At 60.1% G+C, this 21,159-nt stretch carries 22 protein-coding genes; 7 read left to right on the top strand and 15 right to left on the bottom strand.

Translation table 11 applies throughout. The features are described from left to right. Positions 1 to 49 precede the first annotated feature (49 nt). A complete protein-coding gene (locus tag V8J82_RS07010; RefSeq protein ID WP_339973565.1) occupies positions 50 to 943 on the top strand; it encodes a LysR family transcriptional regulator in 894 nt (297 codons plus the stop codon). Here the strand turns inward: V8J82_RS07010 and V8J82_RS07015 are convergent. From V8J82_RS07015 to V8J82_RS07060, 10 genes are all read right to left on the bottom strand, one after another. Then, a complete protein-coding gene (locus V8J82_RS07015; RefSeq protein WP_339973567.1) occupies positions 933 to 1,226 on the bottom strand; it encodes a nitrile hydratase accessory protein in 294 nt (97 codons plus the stop codon). The genes V8J82_RS07010 and V8J82_RS07015 overlap by 11 nt on opposite strands. Further along, complete coding sequence (nthB, locus tag V8J82_RS07020; RefSeq protein WP_339973569.1) at positions 1,226 to 1,888, bottom strand: nitrile hydratase subunit beta; 663 nt, start codon at positions 1,886 to 1,888, stop codon at positions 1,226 to 1,228. The genes V8J82_RS07015 and nthB overlap by 1 nt, the downstream gene beginning before the upstream one ends. Continuing rightward, complete coding sequence (gene nthA / locus V8J82_RS07025) at positions 1,885 to 2,493, bottom strand: nitrile hydratase subunit alpha (RefSeq protein WP_339973571.1); 609 nt, start codon at positions 2,491 to 2,493, stop codon at positions 1,885 to 1,887. Before nthA ends, nthB begins: the two co-directional genes overlap by 4 nt. 75 nt (positions 2,494 to 2,568) lie before the next feature. Further along, positions 2,569 to 3,714: an iron-containing alcohol dehydrogenase gene (locus V8J82_RS07030; protein ID WP_339973573.1), complete on the bottom strand. Its 1,146-nt coding sequence runs from the start codon at positions 3,712 to 3,714 to the stop codon at positions 2,569 to 2,571. Beyond that, entirely contained in the window at positions 3,711 to 5,090 is a 1,380-nt protein-coding gene (locus V8J82_RS07035; protein ID WP_339973575.1) for an aldehyde dehydrogenase family protein, read from the bottom strand. The genes V8J82_RS07030 and V8J82_RS07035 overlap by 4 nt, the downstream gene beginning before the upstream one ends. Continuing rightward, positions 5,087 to 6,445, bottom strand: coding sequence for a glutamine synthetase family protein (locus tag V8J82_RS07040; protein ID WP_339973578.1), 1,359 nt, complete (start codon positions 6,443 to 6,445; stop codon positions 5,087 to 5,089). The genes V8J82_RS07035 and V8J82_RS07040 overlap by 4 nt, the downstream gene beginning before the upstream one ends. A gap of 69 nt (positions 6,446 to 6,514) precedes the next feature. Continuing rightward, complete coding sequence (locus tag V8J82_RS07045; RefSeq protein ID WP_339973581.1) at positions 6,515 to 7,549, bottom strand: TRAP transporter substrate-binding protein; 1,035 nt, start codon at positions 7,547 to 7,549, stop codon at positions 6,515 to 6,517. Positions 7,550 to 7,601: 52 nt separating this feature from the next. Continuing rightward, the gene (locus tag V8J82_RS07050) at positions 7,602 to 8,921 is read right to left on the bottom strand and encodes a TRAP transporter large permease (RefSeq protein WP_339973584.1); all 1,320 of its coding nucleotides are present in this window, start codon (positions 8,919 to 8,921) and stop codon (positions 7,602 to 7,604) included. After that, complete coding sequence (locus V8J82_RS07055; protein ID WP_339973586.1) at positions 8,918 to 9,499, bottom strand: TRAP transporter small permease subunit; 582 nt, start codon at positions 9,497 to 9,499, stop codon at positions 8,918 to 8,920. Before V8J82_RS07055 ends, V8J82_RS07050 begins: the two co-directional genes overlap by 4 nt. Further along, the gene (locus tag V8J82_RS07060) at positions 9,496 to 10,272 is read right to left on the bottom strand and encodes an N-formylglutamate amidohydrolase (protein ID WP_339973588.1); all 777 of its coding nucleotides are present in this window, start codon (positions 10,270 to 10,272) and stop codon (positions 9,496 to 9,498) included. Before V8J82_RS07060 ends, V8J82_RS07055 begins: the two co-directional genes overlap by 4 nt. Before the next feature lie 60 nt (positions 10,273 to 10,332). Here V8J82_RS07060 and V8J82_RS07065 point away from each other — a divergent pair, with 60 nt between their 5' ends. The 6 genes from V8J82_RS07065 (at position 10,333) to V8J82_RS07090 (ending at position 17,198) form a co-directional block, all read left to right on the top strand. Next, a complete protein-coding gene (locus V8J82_RS07065; RefSeq protein WP_339973590.1) occupies positions 10,333 to 11,214 on the top strand; it encodes a MurR/RpiR family transcriptional regulator in 882 nt (293 codons plus the stop codon). Between the two features lie 74 nt (positions 11,215 to 11,288). Continuing rightward, positions 11,289 to 12,128, top strand: coding sequence for a flagellar motor protein MotB (locus V8J82_RS07070; protein ID WP_339973593.1), 840 nt, complete (start codon positions 11,289 to 11,291; stop codon positions 12,126 to 12,128). Between the two features lie 105 nt (positions 12,129 to 12,233). Then, entirely contained in the window at positions 12,234 to 13,589 is a 1,356-nt protein-coding gene (locus V8J82_RS07075) for a flagellar hook protein FlgE (RefSeq protein ID WP_339973596.1), read from the top strand. A gap of 35 nt (positions 13,590 to 13,624) precedes the next feature. Beyond that, positions 13,625 to 15,088: a flagellar hook-associated protein FlgK gene (gene flgK, locus V8J82_RS07080; RefSeq protein WP_339973599.1), complete on the top strand. Its 1,464-nt coding sequence runs from the start codon at positions 13,625 to 13,627 to the stop codon at positions 15,086 to 15,088. Then, entirely contained in the window at positions 15,085 to 16,095 is a 1,011-nt protein-coding gene (locus V8J82_RS07085) for a flagellin (protein WP_339973601.1), read from the top strand. Before flgK ends, V8J82_RS07085 begins: the two co-directional genes overlap by 4 nt. Then, positions 16,092 to 17,198 (top strand): flagellar basal body P-ring protein FlgI, encoded by a 1,107-nt coding sequence (locus tag V8J82_RS07090; protein WP_339973605.1) that lies wholly within the window; start codon positions 16,092 to 16,094, stop codon positions 17,196 to 17,198. The genes V8J82_RS07085 and V8J82_RS07090 overlap by 4 nt, the downstream gene beginning before the upstream one ends. Positions 17,199 to 17,274: 76 nt before the next feature. Here V8J82_RS07090 and V8J82_RS07095 read toward each other — a convergent pair whose 3' ends face one another. Genes V8J82_RS07095 through fliF form a run of 5 tightly spaced genes read right to left on the bottom strand, consistent with a single transcriptional unit; the run spans position 17,275 to position 21,118 of the window. Further along, on the bottom strand, positions 17,275 to 17,754 hold the full coding sequence (locus V8J82_RS07095; protein WP_339973607.1) for a hypothetical protein: 480 nt from the start codon (positions 17,752 to 17,754) through the stop codon (positions 17,275 to 17,277). A gap of 23 nt (positions 17,755 to 17,777) precedes the next feature. Continuing rightward, a complete protein-coding gene (fliP, locus tag V8J82_RS07100; protein ID WP_339973609.1) occupies positions 17,778 to 18,506 on the bottom strand; it encodes a flagellar type III secretion system pore protein FliP in 729 nt (242 codons plus the stop codon). Further along, on the bottom strand, positions 18,493 to 18,777 hold the full coding sequence (locus V8J82_RS07105; protein ID WP_339973611.1) for a FliM/FliN family flagellar motor switch protein: 285 nt from the start codon (positions 18,775 to 18,777) through the stop codon (positions 18,493 to 18,495). Before V8J82_RS07105 ends, fliP begins: the two co-directional genes overlap by 14 nt. A gap of 11 nt (positions 18,778 to 18,788) precedes the next feature. Next, a complete protein-coding gene (locus tag V8J82_RS07110) occupies positions 18,789 to 19,412 on the bottom strand; it encodes a hypothetical protein (RefSeq protein WP_339973613.1) in 624 nt (207 codons plus the stop codon). Then, entirely contained in the window at positions 19,409 to 21,118 is a 1,710-nt protein-coding gene (gene fliF / locus V8J82_RS07115) for a flagellar basal-body MS-ring/collar protein FliF (RefSeq protein ID WP_339973615.1), read from the bottom strand. The genes V8J82_RS07110 and fliF overlap by 4 nt, the downstream gene beginning before the upstream one ends. Positions 21,119 to 21,159: the final 41 nt, after the last annotated feature.

Below are 21,159 nucleotides of genomic sequence, written 5' to 3' on the forward strand. Positions count from 1 at the left end.
ATCCACCTTGGGCTGGTGCAATTTTTGCACCGTGGTATACAAGCACACCATGCGGCACCTACGCGTATATCGATCAATCCAAGCGATTGTTGAGGCGGGATCGATCCGCAAAGCCGCGGAAACATTGGCAATTTCACCATCGGCGCTGAACCGGTCGATCCAGTCGTTCGAGGCCGAATTGGGCACGGAAATCTTCGAACGCGTCGCCGGTGGTGTGCGCTTATCGGTTCCGGGCGAACTGCTCTTGCGCCCAATAATTGAGCACCTTGCCCAATTTGACGACTTTCAGGGATTGGTCTCTGAGATGAAAGGCGGACGCGCGGGCACGTTGCGCCTGTCAGTGTCAGGTGATCTTTGGCCCGGTTTTGCCAGCGGCGTGGTGGATACGTTCCGCGATGCGCATCCCGGCGTCGCGCTGCAGATCACTGCGGATGAGGGGATTGCGCCCCTGATGGCGCGGCAGGTTGATCTGGCCCTAGTGACCTTGCCTGCCACCGATGATGAAACCGATGTGCTGATGTCAGGGCGCGCCGCGATCACCGGATGGGTGGCCGCAGATCATCCCAAAGCAGGCGGCGCCCTGTCGCTGGCGGATCTGGCCGACCATTGCGTGGTGGTGCCAGGGCCAGGATCGGGCTTGCGGCAATCGCTCGACGTGATGTTGCGCCGCACCGGCGTGCAGCCCGGTGCGGTGGCCATCATGCCCGGAATGCCCATGACATTGCGGCAGGGGGATTTGGCGTTTTCGCTGTCCGATCAGGTGCCCCGACCCGCCAATCTGATCCGGTCCGTGGATATCGCCGCCTTGCGGCTGCCCGATGTGCAGATCACGCTGGTTGCGCGTCATGGCGGATATCGGCCCCGCGCGGTCGATCAATTCATGGTCTATCTGGGCCGGGCCCTAGACGCGTTCGCGCAGCCGCGCGCCGCATCTATAAGATGATCGGATCCCCATGGGGCGTGCGCGCCGCAGCGTCTAGCCATTCCTGCCGCCGCTGATCCAGATCCTGCGACGCCGTCAGCCCCTTGGCCGCGACGATCTGCTCAAGGGCGGCAAGCCAATGGTGGTAATAGTCGCGGTCGATCCCGGAATGCACCTGTGCCGACAACGCCTCAGCCCATTCGGTCCACGTGAACGCGCCCTTTGCATGCAGATCAACGACCATGGCAAAGGCCTGGGCCTGCCAGGGCTCTTCGAAAACCGGGGCGTCCTTGCCGGGCTCCATCAGGACTCAAGCCGCAGATAGGGCTCCCAAAGATCAAGCGTCACGCCATCCCCGCTACTGGCACGATTGCCCCAAAGATCCGTCGCCTCAAACCGCACTTGGTACAGCCATTTCGGATCTTCGCCGTCGCCGCGCGCATTGCTGTCGGGGTAGACATGGAAGCCATGGATCGCAGTGACGATGCCGGTCTTATCGCGCGCATAGCGTGGCAGGCGGGTATGAGTCTCAGGGAAATCGTTGATCGTATGGACCCGTTGGCCCACGGCAAAGGCCGGTTCGGTCTCGGTCGGGCGATCCACCGGCCCGCCCTTGGCCAAGGCGGCGGGCACATCCGCCGCGCTTAGGACCCGTGCAATCGGTATAGGCGCGATACGCGACTTGCCATCGGACAGCTCATCTTTGGTGATCATCCCGCGCGATTGCATCAGGTCAATCGCCGCCTCCAGCCAGATCTTATAGTAGGAGAACGTCAGATAGTCGCCCGGGGGCAGGCTTTCCCGCGCGGATCGGCTTTGATCGAGGTTCCATTGCCCGCTGGCGCCCAGCGCCACGATCATACCCAATACGCGCGCTTCCCACGGCGCATGGAAATTCGGCTCGTTCTCTTCGGAAATGATGGGACCAAAACCGCCCATCCCGCCCAGATCCGCACCGCCGCTCATGCCTGTGGCGCCTTGACCAGCCCGGTGCCGATCATCGCGTCACGGCTGACAAGATCGGCCAGCGCAGCCTCGTCCATCCCGTCTGTGCCGTCGGGGCGCTCGGGGATCACGATATACCGCACCTCTGCCGTGGAATCGTGCACCTCGATCCGCTTGCCCTCCGGCAAGATCAGCCCGAAATCCGCCAAAACACCGCGCGGATCGATGACAGCACGCGACCGGAAGGGCGGTGATTTGTACCAAACCGGCGGCAAGCCCAATACCGACCAGGGATAGCAGGAACACAAAGTGCAGACGACCAGATGATGCGTTTCGGCATCGTTGAAGACCGCCACCATATGTTCGCCCTGGCGCGACGCATATCCCAGCGAATGGATGGCTGCCGTCGCATCGCGCTTGAGCCAATCCGCAAAATCTGGCTCGCACCACGATTTCGCGACGACATGGGCCCCGTTACGCGGGCCGATCTTGGTCTCATAGGTTTCGACAATCTCATCGACAGCGGCAGGATTGATATAGCCCTTTTCGGCCAGCAGGCTTTCCAAGGCCCGCACCCGCGCCTCGGTCTCGCTCATGTGGGAATGATCGTGGTCGTCATGGGGCATGGCGCTCTCCTCGGGGACGGGCCCAGCCTGCCCCAAGCCACCACGCGGCGCGAGCGCTAATTCGAGGATACGATTTCACATTGCCGCGCGGAACAGGCCCATCATGTTCTCAGATGTCAGCGTCACCGGATTGCCCCCGCAGGACGGATCCTCCAACGCCATCGCCACAAGATCCTCCAGCCGATCCTCGGTGACGCCCAAACCGGACAGACCCTGTGGGATCTCGAAGTGATCATTGAAATCCTGCACAAAGGTGCGGAAGCCGTCATAGCCGCCCGCGATCCCCAGATAGCCCGCGGCGCGGTCGAACCGGTCGCGGATCGCTGGTGCGTTCAAGTCCAGCACCGCGGGCATACAAACCGCATTGGTCGTGCCATGATGGGTGTTGAACACCGCCCCGATCGGATGGCTCATGGCATGGATCGCGCCAAGGCCCTTCTGAAAGGCCGTAGCCCCCATCGCCGCCGCGCTCATCATATTGGCGCGCGCCTCCAGATCTGTGCCGTCTGCATAGGCGCGCGGCAGATTCTCGATGACCAGCCGCATCCCTTCCAGCGCAATCCCCTGGCTCATCGGGTGGTAATGCGGGCTGGAAAACGCCTCCACGCAATGGGCGAAAGCATCAAGGCCGGTTCCGGCGGTGATGAATTTCGGCATCCCGACCGTCAGGTCCGGGTCGCAGATCACAACCGCAGGCAGCACCTTGGGATGAAAAATGATCTTCTTCACATGGCTGACGCTGTCGGTGATCACGCTGGCGCGGCCGACCTCAGAGCCTGTGCCGGCGGTTGTCGGCACCGCCACAATCGGCGCGATGGCCTCAGCATCCGCACGGGTCCACCAATCGCCGATATCCTCGAAATCCCAGACCGGACGCGTCTGCTCGGCCATGAAGGCGACCATCTTGCCCAGATCGAGGCCCGACCCGCCGCCAAAGGCCACCACACCGTCATGCCCGCCCGCCTTGTAAGCGGCCACACCGGCGGCCAGATTGATCTCATTCGGGTTCGGATCGACCTCAGCAAACAGCGCCCGGCCAAGCCCCGCGCCCTCCAAAATATCCAGCGCCTGCACGGTGATCGGCAGATCGGCCAGGCCCTTATCGGTCACCAGAAAAGGCCGCGTGATCCCGGCCTGTGCGCAGGCCTCCGGCAATTCCGCGATGCGCCCTGCGCCGAATTTGATCGCCGTGGGGTAAGACCAGTTTCCAGTCAGGCTCATGTCGTGACTTTCTTCAGATGGTAGGATTTGGGCCGTGTGAGATTGTGGTAGCCGATGACCGACAATCCCCCACCACGCCCGGTATTCTTGCAGCCGGTCCAGCAGAGGCCTGGATCGAGGTAGTCGGCGCGGTTCATAAACACGGTTCCAGTCTCGATCCGGTCGCCGACCCGTGCGGCGCGATCCACATCGCGGGTCCAAAGGCTTGCGGTCAGGCCGAATGCGCTGTCATTCATCAGCGCAATGGCCTCGTTATCGTCCTTGACCGGCATGATGCCGACAACCGGGCCGAAGCTTTCGTCACGCATCACGCGCATGTCGTGGGTGACATTGGTCAGGATCTGCGGGCTCAGATACGCGCCGCCGTCATCCTCGACAAAGGTGTCGATATGCGCCGTGGCGCCATCGGCAACCGCCTCGGCAATCTGCGCGCGGACCTCCTCAGCGAAGCGCTTATGGGCCATCGGCCCCAGCGTCGTGTCGGCCTCCAGCGGGTTGCCCAGCTTGTAACCCTTCACGATGGCCACGGCCTTTTCGACAAAGGCATCGAACAGGCTTTCATGGACATAGATCCGCTCGATCCCGCAGCAGCACTGGCCGGAATTGAACATCGCCCCGTCGATCAGCGTATCGACCGCAGCGTCGAGATCGGCATCCTCCATCACATAGCCCGGATCCTTACCGCCCAATTCCAGCCCGAGGCCCGTAAAGGTGCCCGCAGCCGCCCGCTCCATCGCCTGCCCGCCGCCGACGGAGCCGGTGAAATTGATGGAGTCGAAGGCATTGTCTGCGATCAGGGCAGACGTCGTGTCGTGATCAAGAAAAACGTTCGCAAAGACGTCTTCGGGCACACCCACGCTGTGGAATGCCTGGGCCATGCGCTCGCCCACCAAAAGCGTCTGCGTGGCGTGTTTCAGAACAACCGTGTTTCCCGCGATCAACGCCGGAGCGACCGTGTTGATCGCGGTCATATAGGGGTAGTTCCAGGGCGCCACGACAAAGACGACCCCATGGGGAATGCGTTTGATATAGCGTTTGAACGTGTCGTCCTCGCCCACGGCGATATCGGCCAAGGCCTCTTCGGCGATGGCGGCCATATGGCTGACGCGCTCCTCGAACCCGCCGAACTCGCCGCGGTAACGCACCGGGCGGCCCATCATGTGGGCCAGTTCCGGCACGATCTCGTCATTCATCGCCCCCACGGCGGCAACACCCGCCATGACTAGATCGATCCGTTCCTGCAAGGGCCGCGCGGCCCAGGCGGATTGCGCGGTTTTTAGGCGGGCGATCTCCGCGCGCGCGGCATCGAGCGACAGCGCCTGCCGTTCCGCAAACACCGATCCGTCAATGGGCGAGATACATCTCAGCGTGGTCATGCCTTCTCGAACCCCCGCGCAATTTCGTAATCGGTCACGGCGCGGTCGAATTCCTCGATCTCCCATTCAGCGGCGCGCGCATAATGGTCGATCACGGCGCTGCCCATGGCCTTGCGCAACATCGCCGAGTCAATCAGCGCGCTGCGGGCCTCACTTAAGGTGCCGGGAATATGCGCGGTGTCCCCATCAGCGTAAGCGTCGCCCGCAAACGGCGCATCGAGGCTGAGGTTTTCGTATATCCCCGCAAGCCCGGCAGCGAGCATCGCAGCAAGGCCCAGATACGGGTTCATGTCCGAGCCTGGGATGCGACATTCGACGCGCACGCCGCGGGTCGCCTCGCCGACCAGCCGAAACGCGGCCGTGCGGTTGTCGACCGACCAGACGATGCGCGTGGGCGCAAAGGTGCCCTTGGCGAAGCGCTTGTAGCTGTTGATGTAGGGGGCAAGGAAATAGGTCGTGTCGCCCGCATATTTCAGCAAACCCGCCATGTAGCTGTCCATCAGCGCGGATTTTCCCAGCGGACGGGCCGGGTCGTGGAAGGCGTTTGCCCCGTCCTTGAACAGCGATTGGTGGATATGGGCCGCAGATCCGACGCTGTCGGCGCTGAGCTTGGGCAGGAAGGTCGCCGCAAACCCCTGCTGATGCGCGATTTCCTTGACGGCGTGTTTGGCCAAGGTGTGGTGATCCGCACAAGCCAGCGCATCGGCGTAGCGGATATTCAACTCTTCCTGCCCCGCTTCGGCCTCGCCTTTCGTGCCCTCCACCGGCACGCCCATCGCGCGCAGATGGTTGCGGATCGGGCGCATGACGGGCTCTTCCTTTGAGGTTTGGAAGATATGGTAGTCTTCGTTGTAATGGCTGATCGGGCGCATGTCGCGGAAGCCATTGTCGGCAATCTGATCATGGGTGCCGTGGAACAGGAAAAACTCTAGCTCGGTGGCCATGATGGGGCTCAATCCCATCGCTTCGGCCCGCGCAATCTGGCGCTTCAGAACCTCGCGCGGGGCATGGGGAACCGGCGCGTGCGTGTGGTGATCCAGCACATCGCAGAGCACCATTGCGGTCCCCTCCAGCCACGGCACGGGCCGCATCGTCGACAGATCCGGGCGCATGACATAATCGCCGTACCCCTGTTCCCAGGAAGACGCTTTGTATCCATCCGGCGTGGCCATGGCGAGATCGGTGGCCAGCAGATAGTTGCAGCAATGGGTCTCGTCCTCGGCGATGTCGAGGAACGCTTCGGCATGGAACCGTTTGCCCATCAACCGCCCCTGCATATCGACCATGCAAACCAAAACCGTATCCAGCGCGCCCGACGCGATATCGGCTTTCCATCGATCTGATTGATAGTTCATTTGCTTTATCAATCCTTTTGATAGTAGTGGCGGCCCGGCGCGAACCGGGCCGACCGTGATGTCGCGAGATCAGGTGTAGCGATAGGGCCGCCCGGCGAGTTCCATATCGGCATTGTATTGGCGCAGGATCTCGACCACGCGGGCCTTGGTTTCGCTTTCCGCGGCGATCTCTTCCCAGAACTCTTGGGCTGCGGTTTCGACTTGGGCCCATTCCTCATCGGGGATCGAGGTCAATTCCAGCTTGTCGCCATGGACGCGTAAGCTGGCCTCGCCGCCCCAGTACCACCATTGGCGGTAGTAATGGGATTGATCGCAGCAGACGCGGAACAGCGTTTGCAGATCTTCAGGCAATTCGTTCCAGCGATCCATATTGGCGAAGAACGAACCCGCCCAAGCGCCCGAGATGTTGTTGGTCAGGAAGTAATTGGTCACATCCGCCCAACCGACGGTGTAATCCTCGGTGATGCCAGACCAGGCGATGCCGTCAAGCTCACCGGTTTGCACCGCGACTTCGATATCCTCCCAAGGCAGGGTTACCGGCACGACGCCGAACTGGCTGAGGAACCGGCCCGCCGTGGGGAAGGTGAAGACCCGCTTGCCCTGCAGATCCGCCAGGCTTCGGATCGGGTCGACGGTGGCGAAATGGCACGGATCCCAGGACCCGGCGGAGATGTGCTTCACACCGACCGCAGAATATTCCTCATCCCAGATCTCATTCAGCCCGTATTGGTTGAACAGCACCGGCACATCGAGGGAATAGCGCGAGGCGAACGGGAAATAGCCCCCGAAAACCGTCACTTCCGTGGGCGAGGCCATGGAATCGTCATCTGATTGCACGGCGTCGATGGTGCCGCGCTGCATAGCGCGGAACAGCTCGGATGTGGGCACAAGCTGATCGGCATAGAAGAGCTCAATCTGCATCCGGTCGCCTGCGATCTTGTTGAACATCTCAATCGCCGGGTCGATCACATGTTCGGCCAACGCGGGGCCGGCATAGGTCTGCATCCGCCAAGTGATGGTGCCTTGCGCCAAAGCAGGCGCGGCCAAGGGCGCGGCGGCGGCCCCGGCAACGGTGGTCTGTAAAAACTTACGTCTTGTGGTCATGTGTAATCCTCCAAGTGGATAAGGGTCGGCCCGCTTGCCGGGCTTCTTGCGGTTAATTTCCATAGACATATCCCGGCAGCCACAGCGCGATTTCCGGGAAGCTCATGATCAGGGCGAGGGCCACGATCATCACGCCCACAAAGGGGATGATCGAGACATAGATGTCGCGCAGGGTGATCTCTGGCGGGGCCATCGCGCGCATCAGGAACAGGTTATAGCCGAAGGGCGGCGTCATATAGGCGATCTGTGTGGTGATCGTGTAAAGCACGCCGTACCAGATCAGATCGAAGCCCAACGCATCGACCAAGGGCACGTAAAGCGGCGCGACGATGACCAACATCGCGGTATCGTCCAGAAATGTGCCCATCACGATGAAGCTGAGTTGCATCAGGATCAGGATCGTCCAGGGGCTGAGCCCAAGCTGGTCGGTGAACAGACCGTCGATAGCATCCACGGCCCCCAGCCCATCGAAGACGGCGCCGAAGCCGAGGGCCGCCAGGATGATCCACATGAACATGCAGGATACGCCAAGTGTCTGGCGGACCGAGGATTCAAAGACCTGCCAGGTCAGGCGGCGTTTCAGGGCCGCCGCGACCAGCGCCGTCAACGCGCCGATGGCGGAGCTTTCCACCAGCGAAGTCCAGCCATTCACGAAGGGCACCATCATGGCCGCGAAGATCAAAAGCGGCAGGAGGCCCGCGAGAAGCAGGCGCATTTTCTCGGCGCGCGGCACGTCGCCCGCATCTTTCAGGGCAGGTCCGAGATTGGGCTGAAGGCGGCAGCGCAACCAGATATATAAGATGAACATCGCGGCCATCATCAGGCCCGGCAACACACCCGCCAGCCATAATTGCCCCACCGGTTGCCGCGCGATCATCGCATAAAGCACCAGCACCACCGAAGGCGGCACAAGGATGCCAAGCGAAGATCCCGCCTGCACGACCCCCGTCACCATGCGTTTGTCGTAATTGCGGCGCAAAAGCTCTGGCAAGGCAATCGTGGCGCCAATGGCCATGCCCGCGACGCTGAGCCCGTTCATCGCCGAAATCAGGACCATCAGGGCAATTGTGCCAATGGCCAGCCCGCCATTTACCGGCCCAAACCAGACATGGAACATCCGGTAAAGATCATCCGCCAGGCGACTTTCGGACAGGATATAGCCCATGAAAATGAACATCGGCAGCGTCAGAAGGGGATACCAGCTCATCAGTTTCATGGCGGCGGAGAAGGGGATCTCCTGACCGCCGGTGCCGTAGAGGGCCAGCACTGCGATGGCCGCAACCGCGCCAATCGCGCCAAAGACGCGCTGCCCGGTGAAGAGCAGAAGCATCATGGCGGCAAACATGAAGAGCGCGATGTATTCCTGGCTCATGTCTGGGGCTCCGCCAGTTCGACCCCGCGCAGGCGGGCGATGTCTTTGAACAATTCCGACAGCGCCTGAAGAAGCATCAGCGTGAAACCGATGACCATGATCGTCTTCACGGGCCAGAGATAGGGGCGCCAGGCCGAGGGGGAGCGTTCAAGGCGGCTAATCTCTTCGCTGCCGGTCAGCAGCCCGGCAAAGAAGCTGAGCGGTTCGGTGCCCCAATAGCCCAGGGAGTACGAGGTCGAGCCCAGCCCGCCATAGAGCATGATGCCCAGATAGAAGATCAGGAAGAAGACCGTCAGCGCGTCGATGGCCGCTTTCCGGCGCGGTGACCAATTGCCGTAGAACAGATCCATCCGCACATGGCTGCCCATTTGCAGCGCGTAGGGCCCACCGATGATGTAATAGGCGACCATCGCAAACTGCGCCATTTCCAGCGTCCAGAGCGTTGGATTGAAAAAGGTTTTCGAGATCGACGACCACAGCAGGATCGCCATCATCACGAAGATCCCCCACATCGCAATCCGCCCGATGCCCCGGTTAAGCGCATCGATGGCGCGGATATAGGCGCGCAGAAGGTTCATCCCGTGATCTCCGCCCGCGCGGCCTGCAGATCCGCTGCCAGGTCTTTGGCGATGCGGGCGGCTTTCGCGGGCGTGTCGATCAGATCATTGCGGACCTCAATCATCACATGGGGGCGGTCCTGGGCGTGTAGTTTGAGGGTGTGAGTCACCCCATCGGCGCCGCAATAGGGTTCGTTCAGGGCGGCTTTGTGGGCGCCACGGCGAAGCGTTTGCGCCAGAACGGCAGTGGCAAGACGGTCGTCGCCTTCGAAGATATAGCCGATGTCTAAGTCGCGCATCTGGCCGTGATAGATCGGCGTGAAGGAATGGATCGTGACGAGGCAGGTGGTTGGCTGGCCGGTTTGAAGCGCCTTGGCGACGGTTGCGTGGAACGGATCGTGAATACGTCTCGCCCGCGCCGCCCGGCCGGAAGATGTCAGATCGGCATTGCCCGGCACCGCAAAGACCTCGCTTTGGGCGGGAATGCTGTCGGCGGCCTCAGGTGGGCGGTTGCAATCGTAGACCAGCCGCGAGATCGCCCCGAGGATCAGCGGCGCAGACATCTGGTCGGCCAGTGCGGTCGCCAGATCATGCGCCCCGATATCCCAGGCGGCATGGGAATATCGCGCGGCCTCGCTGAGGTTCAGGTCGTTTAGGACAGGCGGAATGAAGGCCGAAGCATGCTCGCACACCAACAGGACATCCTGCACCGTTTCAGTGCTGTATCTGCTGGCCGCAGGCCATGGCCAATCGTCAAGATGTTGTTCAAGAGCCCCCATGCGTGTAATGATCACTACAAGCTCGGCGAGTCTGTCAAGGGAGTTTCTGTAGAGGTTTCTACACTCACATACTCGATGAATAAAATTTCAGCACGTTCCGAACCCGCAATCTTGGTCCGCGATTTGATCAAGGAAAAACAGGCCCAACTGACCAGTGCAGAACGGCGGCTGACCGCGTTGCTGATGGACGATTCGCTGGTGGCGGGCTTGCAGTCGATCACCAAGCTGGCAGAGCGGGCCGAAGTGTCGACGCCGACGATCATCCGTCTGGCTCGCAAGCTGGGATTCTCGGGATTTCCTGATTTTCAGACCTCGATCCGTGAGGAAATCGCCGCGCGAATGAAAGAGCCATTGGCCAAGCTGGACCCACCCAGCGCCACCGATCACAGCGACCATATCGTCAGCCGCTTTGCCCAGGCCGCCTCGCGCAACATCAACGCCACGATTGAACGGTTGGACCCGGAAGAATTTGACCGAGTTGCCGATCTTTTGTCGGATCAGACACGCAGTTTGCATGTCTTGGGCGGGCGGATCACGCGGTCGAATGCGCATTACTTTTTCAACCACCTCCAGATCATCCGCCCCGGCGTCGCCCTGCTCGATTCCTCGCCCAGTGTCTGGCCGCAATCGCTGCTGGATATGAATGAAAACGCCACGCTGATCGTGTTTGACATCCGCCGCTATGAGAAAGAGCTTGAACGCCTGGCAAGCTTGGTTGTCGCCCAGGGCGCGAATATCGTTTTGTTTACCGACCAATGGGGATCGCCGATTGAAAAACACGCAACCCATTGTTTTCGCAGCATGGTTGAGGCGCCATCGAGCTGGGATTCAACCCTGGCGATGAACTTTCTGTTGGAAGCGTTCGTGGCGGCCATTCAATCGCGCAGCTCCAGCGATGATCGGATCTCGGCGCTGGAAAACATGATCGGCGAGTCGCGTATTTTTCGCGGAAAGTGATCTGGCGCGCCGCGGGTTAAACCTTCTTTCACGTTGATCGCGTAGCCCTGCTGTCGAACAGTAGGAGCGATCCGATGGCGGAGAACGACGTTCGTCCGATCATAATCAAGCGCAAGAAAGTCAGCGGCGGGGGCGGTCACCATGGTGGCGCCTGGAAGGTCGCGTATGCGGATTTCGTGACCGCCATGATGGCATTCTTCATGCTGATGTGGCTGCTGAATGCCACAACCGAGAACCAGCAAAAGGGCCTGGCGGATTACTTTAGCCCCAGCGTGCCGATTGCGCGGGTTTCCGGGGGCGGGGATGGTGCGTTTGGCGGCGAGACACCGTTTTCTGAAAATGTCGTCGCGCAGGAAGGGACCGGTGCGACCAGCGACCGACCGACCGAGGGGCGACAGGCGATGGGAATGCAGGGCACCGACCATCGCGCGGAACGGATCGCGGAAGATGCCGCGCTCGCCGAAATCGAAGGATCCCTGACCGGTAGTGGCGGCGATGCATTGCTGAGCGATCTGGCGCAGCCACATATCGCAACGCGCCTGACCGACGAAGGCTTGGTGATCGAGGTGTTTTCACGGGTCGGGGCGCCGATTTTCGATCCGGTGACACAAGATCCACAGCCTTGGATGGCGGAGTTGATGTCAACGATGGCGGATCTGTTTTCGACCGTGTCCAACCGCGTTGCCGTCGAAGCCCATGTCGCCGCTGAACCTTTGGTGCGCACCACCAGCGGCCCGTGGGACCGCACGACCGCGCGCGCTCAGAGCGTTCGGGGCCTGCTGGAATTTGGTGGCTTGAACACAAGGCGAATTGTGCGGGTGACCGGCCATGCAGATCGCGAACCGGTGGTTGAGCCATTGATTTCGCCTCGGAATGACCGGGTCGAAATCATCCTGCTCCGCAACGCGTATTGACGCGCCCACCTCAGAAAAGCGCTGAGAATTTTATTTGTTAGCCCGGCGTTAAGTCCAATGCTCGCAATGTGACGGAAATCGATATGCATCAGAAAGGCGCATAGTATGACAATTTCATCCTCCCTCAACGCAGGTGTCGCTGGCTTGTCCGTGAATGCCAGCCGACTGGCAACCATCGCCGACAACATCGCAAATTCCGGTACAAACGGCTACAAGCGCGCGGTCGCGGATTTCGCCTCGATGGTCATCGAATCTGGCAGCGGAATTTACTCTGCCGGCGGCGTACGGGTCACCACTCAGCGCATGATCGACCAGCCGGGCGCCCTTGCAACGACCAATAATCCAACGGATTTGGCCGTGCGCGGGCGCGGATTTCTTCCGGTTACAACCGGGGCGGCGGTAAACGCGCTCGACGGTGATTTGCCGCTGTTTTTGGCGACAACCGGGTCGTTTCGGACCGATGCCGACGGGTTTCTACGCACGCCGACCGGCGTGACCCTGATGGGATGGCCTGCAAATGCCGACGGTACAATCCCTAGCTTTCCACGCGATACCGGCGCGGGCCTGGAACCGGTCCGCGTGAACGTAAACCAGTTCACATCTGAACCGACCACCAGCATCAGTCTTGGCGTGAACCTTCCGGCAACCGACACGGCGCCGGGCTTGGCCAATTATGAAGAACGCCTGCTGTCGGTCGAGTATTTCGATAATCTCGGCACATCGCAATCGGTCGAATTTTACTTCGAACCCGCGGATCCAGCAACGCTGACTCCGCCCTCTAGCACGGCGTCCAACCAATGGACCATGCGATTGGAGGACAGCGCCACGCCGAATGTACCCGCTGGCAACAATGTCATTGGCGAGTACATCGTGACCTTCAGCTCCAGCTCCGCAACCGGCGGCACCATCGCCACCGTTACGGATGCAGCAGGCAATCCCGGCGGAACATACAACCCGGCGACCGGCGAGTTTACGGTCAGCGTCGGGGATGGTACCGGCCAGATCACGATCGATATCGGCGAACCGGGACAGCGTGGATCGGGGCTCTCGCAATTGTCGGACAACTTTGCACCGACCGCGATCTCAAAGGACGGCTCGCCGGTAGGCAATCTTGTCTCCGTTGAGGTCGACGCAAACGGGTTTGTCTCCGCGAATTTCGATGTCGGCATTACCCGAACCGTGTACCAGATCCCGTTGATCGATCTGCCCAATCCGAACGGTCTGATCGCGAATGACAACCAACTGTACTCGACCTCGGCCGAAAGCGGCACGTTCTTCCTATGGGATGCGGGCGACGGTCCGACGGGTGACATTGTCTCATTCGCGCTCGAGGAATCCGCCACCGATGTGGCCGCGGAGCTGACCCAATTGATCCAGACGCAACGCGCTTATTCATCTAACGCAAAGATCATCCAGACCGTGGATGAGATGTTGCAGGAAACCACCAACATCATCCGCTGATTGCAGCGGATGATCGGACGGCGTGAGAGGTCCCCATGAGCATCAGTTCAACTTTGTCGAGTGCGCTTTCGGGCCTGACGGCCGCGTCGCGCGCAGCCGATGTCGTTTCATCGAACATCGCCAATGCAACCACCGACGGCTACAGCACAAGACGGCTCGACCTTTCGACCCGGATGATCGGCAATGACGGTGCCGGGGTCCGCGTCAATGGTGTGGTCCGGCAGACGGATCCTGTCATCACCGGTCAACGCCGCGTTGCCGAGGCCAATATGGCGGCGCAGCAAAGCGAGGCCGATTTCATGTTGCGACTAGAGCAACTGATCGGAACGCCGGACAGCGCGGGCAGCCTGTCAGCGCGATTTGCGGAATTCGAGGCAAGCCTGGTCAGCGCAACCAATGCACCTTGGAACAATTCACTGTTGAGCAACGCCGTCGCGCAGGCAAAATCTGTCGCGACCAATCTGAACAATGTGTCGAACGCTGTCCAAGACGAGCGTCTAAACGCCGATGCTGCGATTGGTCGAACTGTGGATATGATCAATGGTGCGCTGAAAAGCCTGGAAGATCTCAACGTCGACATTCTGTCAGCCCAAGCATCGTCTGGCGATATGGCATCACTTTTGGACGCGCAAACACGCCTTGTCGATCAGATCGCGCCCTTCATTCCGATACAGGCCCGCCGCGAAGAAACAGGTGCATTGCGCCTGTTCAGCGAAGAAGGGGTGATGCTTCTTAGCTCGCGCGCGGCGACATTGGAATTCACGCCGTCGAACGCCATGGACCCGTTTCAGGATTACAGCGATGGCGATCTATCCGGCATTTCGATCAATGGGCGCGATCTTCGGATGGGCGGCGCATCGCCAACCTTTGCCGGCGGCGGCCTTCAAGCCATGTTCGATCTCCGCGACACCTGGGCCCCGGAGGCTCAAGGCCGTCTCGACGCAATCGCAATGGACTTGGCGGAACGTTTTGACCGAGCTGGTCTCGACACGACAATTGCGCCCGGTAATCCCGGTTTGTTCACAGATGGGCCATCGCAGGTTTCCGCTGCCAACGAAATCGGGCTAGCCGCTAGACTATCCGTGAATGCGTTGGTGGACGAAAGTCTCGGGGGCGATGTCTGGCGCCTGCGCGATGGGTTTGGCGCAACGGCAGAAGGCCCAAGCGGGAATTCTGCCCTACTATCAGCCATGGTCGATACGTTATCGGTTGCCCAAACCACCACATCTGCTGCCTTTTCCATCGGCTCCCGCACGATGACCGGGATTTTAACGGAGAACCTCTCGATCACCGGCTTTCAACGCGCCAATGCAGAAACCGGACTAACCTCAGCCTCTGCCAGGTTTTCCGCTCTTGAAACCAGTGAACTCGCCCAGGGCGTTGATACTGATGATGAGCTACAACGCCTTCTTAAGATCGAACAGATGTTTGCCGCAAATGCCCGGGTCATCACAGTCGCAGACGAAATGATGACTGAATTGTTGAGGATTGCGGCATGACTTTGAGTACCTTTAGCGATCTCGCCCAATTGCAGAATCTGCGTCGCGATAGTTCGCAACTGAAAGCGGATCTGTCTCGGCTCACCAGCGAGTTGTCTTCTGGTAAAGTGGCGGATGTAAGTCAGGCTCTCCGTGGCGATTTTTCCACATTGTCCGATGTCACGCGCAATCTTCGACTGAACCAGACATTCCGAAACTCGATCGCTGAGGCCGCCACGGCAGCTGAGACTCGTCAAGCTGGGTTGGAACGGCTTTCAAATGAGATCGACGGCTTTGCTCCCCGTCTTCTTTCGCTGGCCAGCGGCGGAAGCCTGTCTGATATTCAGACCCAACTGGCCGATGCCAGTGGACGCTTCGACGCCGCGGTGAACTCGCTAAACACACGCCTTGCCGGGCGGAGTATCTTTTCTGCCGACCGTCCCGACCAGAATGCGCTGATCTCAAGCGAGACAATCATGACCGAACTACGGACATTGGTCGCCGGTGCCACCGATGCCGCGACGATCACCGCCGATGTAACGGCGTGGTTCGAGGATGCCGGAGGCGGCTACGAAACGATCGCATGGCAGGGCGGCGACGGTCCCGTACCCTCCGTTCTCGTCGGTGAAGGCAAGACTGCCGAGACGGGTGTGTCTGCGCTGGAGCCTGCCATTCGTCAGACCTTGGCGGGTCTTGCACTTGCGGCATTGGCAGAAGAACAGGTCGTACCATTGCCAGAAGCCGAGCAACGCGCCTTGGCGACGTCAGCGGCAAATGGCTTGCTGGAAGCAGAAACCAATATCGTGTCGTTGAGGGCGCGTCTCGGCACCGAAGAAGCACGTATAGAAGAGGCGCGCGTAGCCGCAGAAGCGGCGCGCACCAGCCTTCAATTGCAATACAATCGGATCGTCGAAGCCGACCCGTATGATACTGCCACCGAGTTGGAGGCCACATCCAATCGTCTGGAGAGCCTCTACATCGTGACCGCGCGCGTTTCGCGCCTTAGCTTAACGGAGTTTCTTCGGTGATCAGAATTTTCACCTTTGTTGTTGCGCTCATTTCCGTCGCAGCAACCGCTGCGCTGGCGACACCTATCCGGATCAAAGATCTGGTCGAATTCGATGGTGTCCGCGGCAACGATCTTGTCGGCTATGGATTGGTCGTTGGTCTGAATGGAACAGGCGATGGCCTTCGGAATGCACCTTTTACCGAAGAAATTATGGTAAACATACTCGAACGGCTTGGCGTCAACGTCACCGGAGAGCAATTCCGACCGCAAAATGTAGCTGCAGTGATTGTGACCGCGACCTTGCCGCCCTTCGCACGACAGGGTGGGCAGATCGACGTAACAGTCTCTGCGATTGGCGATTCTGACAGTCTTTTGGGTGGAACGCTGGTCATGACACCGTTGACCGCTGCCGATGGTGAGATCTACGCCGTGGCGCAAGGTGCTGTGATTGCGGGTGGTGCTGTCGCGGCTGGCGATGGTGCTGAAGTCGTAACCGGGGTTCCCACAGCAGGCGTTATTCCAACGGGCGCTCGGGTTGAACGCGAAGTGGACTTTGACTTCAGGCAGATGGATCAGGTGCGCTTGGCGCTCCGCACGCCAGATTTTACCACTGCCGCCCGCATAGAAACTGCGATCAATCGCGAATTCGGTCGAAGCGTCGCCGCGATGCTCGACGCTGGCACTGTGCTGCTCGACATTGATCGGACACGAACCGCGTCGCCGGCCCACGCCATCACTCTGGTAGAAAACATCCTGGTAGAGCCCGAAACGCGCGCCAGGGTGGTTGTGGATCAGCGCTCAGGCACAATTGTGATGGGTGAGGATGTTCGGATCAGCAGGGTCGCCGTAGCACAGGGAAACCTGACGCTTCGTATCGAGGAACGGCCGGTTGCTGTGCAGCCAAATCCATTTGCGGAGGGCGAAACCGTGGTGTTGCCTCGCACCGACGCAGATCTGATAGAAGAACCAGGCACGCAATTGGCGGAGGTGTCCGGCGGGACATCACTATCTGAGGTTGTCGGTGCGTTAAACGCACTGGGTGTTTCGCCGCGTGACATGATCGATATCTTGTCCAGCATCGAGGCTGCTGGTGCACTGCATGCTGAGCTGATTGTTCGGTAAGATGGTTCAGCTTTGATCAAATGAAAAAGGCCGCTCAGCGTGTTGAGCGGCCTTTTTAGCTATTGCGAATCCAAATCTACCGAAGACGTCGGATGATCGACCGCGCCATCGGGCCAGGCAGCGTCTTAAGCGTTTCAACCCGTTCGAGTCGGGACATCCCACTTAGAACCCGTGCAATCACAGCCGGATGCTCATTCTGTAGCGGCGATTGCGACGCCAAGCCCGAAATCCGTTTGTCCAGCGCCTCGGCGCGCAAAGCCTCACTAGTCTCGGGGGTCTTCATATGTGATTGAGTACCATTGCGCAATTGCTGTGCAGGCTGCTTCTTGAGATCGGCATGGGCACGAAGACGCTCGAGCAGCTTGTTGCGATGCCAAGCGGCCCGGTCAGGGTCCACGGCGTCGGCATTGTCGGCAATTGCACCTGCAAGATCCGGCTGTCGTTTGCGAATCCTCTCCATCGCATCCGGGCCTAACATAGCGGTCAACAGGCTCAGCTTTTCAGCCCGGCCACGCGGCCGATTTGGCTCTGAATTGGGATCAGGGTCAGTTGACAAGGGATTCTCCTTTTCGGGGTGAACTAGAAGTAACTGCGCACCAAGGCGCCGGTGATCAGCGCCCAACCATCAGCGACGACAAAGAAGGCCAATTTGAAGGGCAGCGATACGATGGCCGGTGGCACCATCATCATGCCCATCGACATGAGGATCGCAGCGACAACCAGATCAATCACAAGAAACGGCAGGAAGATCAGAAACCCAATCTGAAAGGCGCGCTCGACCTCGCTGAGCATAAAGGCAGGGATCAAAACAGATGCGTCAGGATCGGCCGCATTGGTGTTCGGTCGCAGCTCTGCCAGGCTGACAAGAGTGGATTGGTCCACCCGGTTCATCATAAAGCCCCTGAACGGTTCATATATGACCGGCATCGCCGTCTCGACAGTCAGATCCCCATCCAGCAACGGCACAATGCCGGTGAGGTAGGCCTCTTCAAAAACGGGCGCCATGACGAAATAGGTCAGAAACAATGCCAAGCTCACGATCAGCATGTTGGGCGGCGATTGTTGGAGGCCGATCGCTTGCCGCAAAATGGACAACACGGTGACCACGAATGGAAAGCAAGTCACCATGACCGCGAGGCCGGGCGCCAAACTCAGCACCGTGATCAACGCGATCAACTGCAAAGATCGCGCGGTGAGGCTTCCGCCATCGCCAAGGTCGACCGAGATTTCCTGCGCTGCCGCGAAAGACGGCGTCAGAAGCAGGGCGCCAAAGATCGCCGCGAAAGCAAGGCAGCTACTCCGCTGCATCGCCCCGGTCCGGAAGATCAGTGACCCGCACAGCCAATTGCCCCGCCTGTTCGCCTTCAAGCTCAACCAGTTCACCTTCAGCGATTAATTTGTCTCCGACCCAAAGGGTCACCTTGTCCTCGATCCGACTATCCAACGGGATGACAGTTTCGGGATCCATCGCCAGCATATCGGCGAGGCGGGGCCGAGCCTTGCCAACGCAGACTCGGATTTCGATCGGTACATTCTGGAACGCTGCGGCGCGCCCCGATGCAACGGCTGCATCAGACATGTGACAATTCCTTAGTTAAGATCATTCTGGGCGCCTGAGGCGTCTGAGAGTTGATCGTGAAAGAGTGAGATGGCTTGCGAGATCCGGTCCACGGTATCGGCCATGTCGATATCGCGCCGCTCCTGACCCAGGCGCAGCGAAACCTGCCCTTCGGCAAAGGCGGGTTCGGGTCGGATCACCAGATCTGCCATTGCCTGTTTTTCGATGATGCGCTGAAGCTTTGCGCAAATCGATGGAGCGGCCCGCACTTCGACCTGGCTGTCCGTCTGCCCCTCGGCCAGAGCGGTCATCTCGGCAATGACGGCGGGCGCGACGGCCTCGGCAGCCATTGACGGCAACAATGTCGAGACGATCTGTTCGAAGAGCGGGCCGAGCGCGATCAAAACGTCCCGGCGGGCGGCTTCATAGGTCAATGTCGCATCTGCAACCGTTCGCGCCAGATCTGCACCGACGGCACCACGTTCTTGCTCTTCGGCAACGGCACAATCGTCCCAACCGCTTTTGTAGCCGCGATCAAAGGCGGCAAGCGTATCTTCTTCGGTGGCCCCCGAATGTGGCGTTTGAACCGGTTGGGTCAACGCCGTCATGTTCTGCCCAGCTTGGGCAAAATCCGGTAAGGAGAGCGTGCGGGTCAACGCGCTGCCTCCTCATCATCATCCATCCAGCTCCGCAGGATTTGGACGGTTTCATCTTCACGTTCTTCAATCAGTCGACGCAGGCGATCAACCGGGTCCATATCTTGTAAGGATTGGGCATCCTCGTTGGACATCGCGCCCGACATCATCATCGGGAGCGCGTCGTCAAAGGCAGATCCAATCTGCGATCCTGCAGCGCCTCCCGTGGCGGTGCCAAGATCGGGAAGCTGTGCAGGCTCGTCACCTGTCGACGGAAAATCAGTGGCAGTGCCCATTTCCAGCATACCGTTTTCGACTCCACCGCCAGACGGAGATGGCAGCCCGGGCGCCGCCGACGGGGCCGCGAGGGCGCTTGTGCCGTTGGCCGCATTTGCTGCCAGCAAAGGACGCAACAGGCCAAAAGCGATTGCCAGTGCGACAGCGGCAAGGACCACGGTCTGGATGATCTGGCCCACATCCAAGTTCAGGCGATCCAAGGCGCCGGGTTCCGCCAGACCGGTGATCGCCGATTCGTCGAACGCCATGGATTGAAGCGTGACCAGATCCCCGCGCTCGGCATCGTAGCCAACGGCAGAGCGCACGAGATCCGTTAACGCCTCCATTTCCGCATCAGAGCGCGGCTCGGTCGTGACTTGCCCATTGGCGCCGACGGTTTCGACTCCGTTCACCAAAACGGCTACGGTGATCCGACGCACGTCGCCCGGTTCACGCTCTACTTCGCGCTGAAGCTCGGACATGTCGTAGCTGATGCGTTCGCGCGTCTCGGTTGTGGTTGCAGACGATCCCTCACCGGCAGCAGCGTCTCCGTCGGGCAGATTGGACGCCACGGTAACGCCAGCGCCCGCAGCATCCTGGGACGCATTGTCCATTTCTTCGCTTTCGGTTTCGATAACCACCCGGCTGCTTGGATCGATCACGCGTTCGAGGATCGTTTCACGGGCAGTCTCAAGCTCAACCGCGACTTGAACCACCGCATTGCCAGGACCAACCCGCGCCGCCAGAAGGCGTTCGATGTTTTGGCGCAGTTGATCAGACCGGCTGGCGGCATCCGCCGCCGGTGTCATCTGCTCACGCGCGCCCAGGACTTGCCCCGAATCGGCGTCAATAACGGCGACGTTGTCGGGGCTAAGACCAGGCACAGACGACGCTACAAGATAGCGGAGCGCTTGCGCGTGACCGGGCGCGAGACCGCCTGCTGCGGGCCGAATGGCAACGGAGGCAGTAACATCCTGCATGGGCTGAAAAGGGTCGGAAGACGGATTGGCGATATGCACCCGCGCAGCACGGATAGCGGGTGAGGCCAGGACGGTCCGCGCAAGCTCACCTTCTTTGGCCCGCCAATAAGCGGCATCGAACATCTGCGAGGTGGTGCCGAAACCAGACAGATTGTCCAACAATTCATAGCCCTGGGGGCCATTGGCCGGCAGCCCTTCACCAGCAAGTGCCATCCTCAGCGCGTCGCGTTCGGCCGCATCGACAAGGATCGTATCCCCTTCGACACGGTGGGCGATCCCGCGCGCCGATATCGCCTCAACCACCTCACCGGCGGCGGCGGCATCCAGCCCACTATAGAGAAGTGCGTATGAGGGTTGCGATGCAATCCTTGTCAGGATCATCAGAACTACGGCCAAGGCCGCAATCCCCCCGATGAGCATGCCGCGTCGGCGGCCATCCATCCCGTTCCACGTTTCGAGCAGCGTATTCACCGCGTCACCTTTCGTTCCATTCTGGTCCGTTGCCTCGGTCT

The sequence above is a fragment of the Gymnodinialimonas mytili genome, assembly GCF_037544085.1.
GTDB classification, from domain to species: Bacteria; Pseudomonadota; Alphaproteobacteria; order Rhodobacterales; family Rhodobacteraceae; genus Gymnodinialimonas; species Gymnodinialimonas mytili.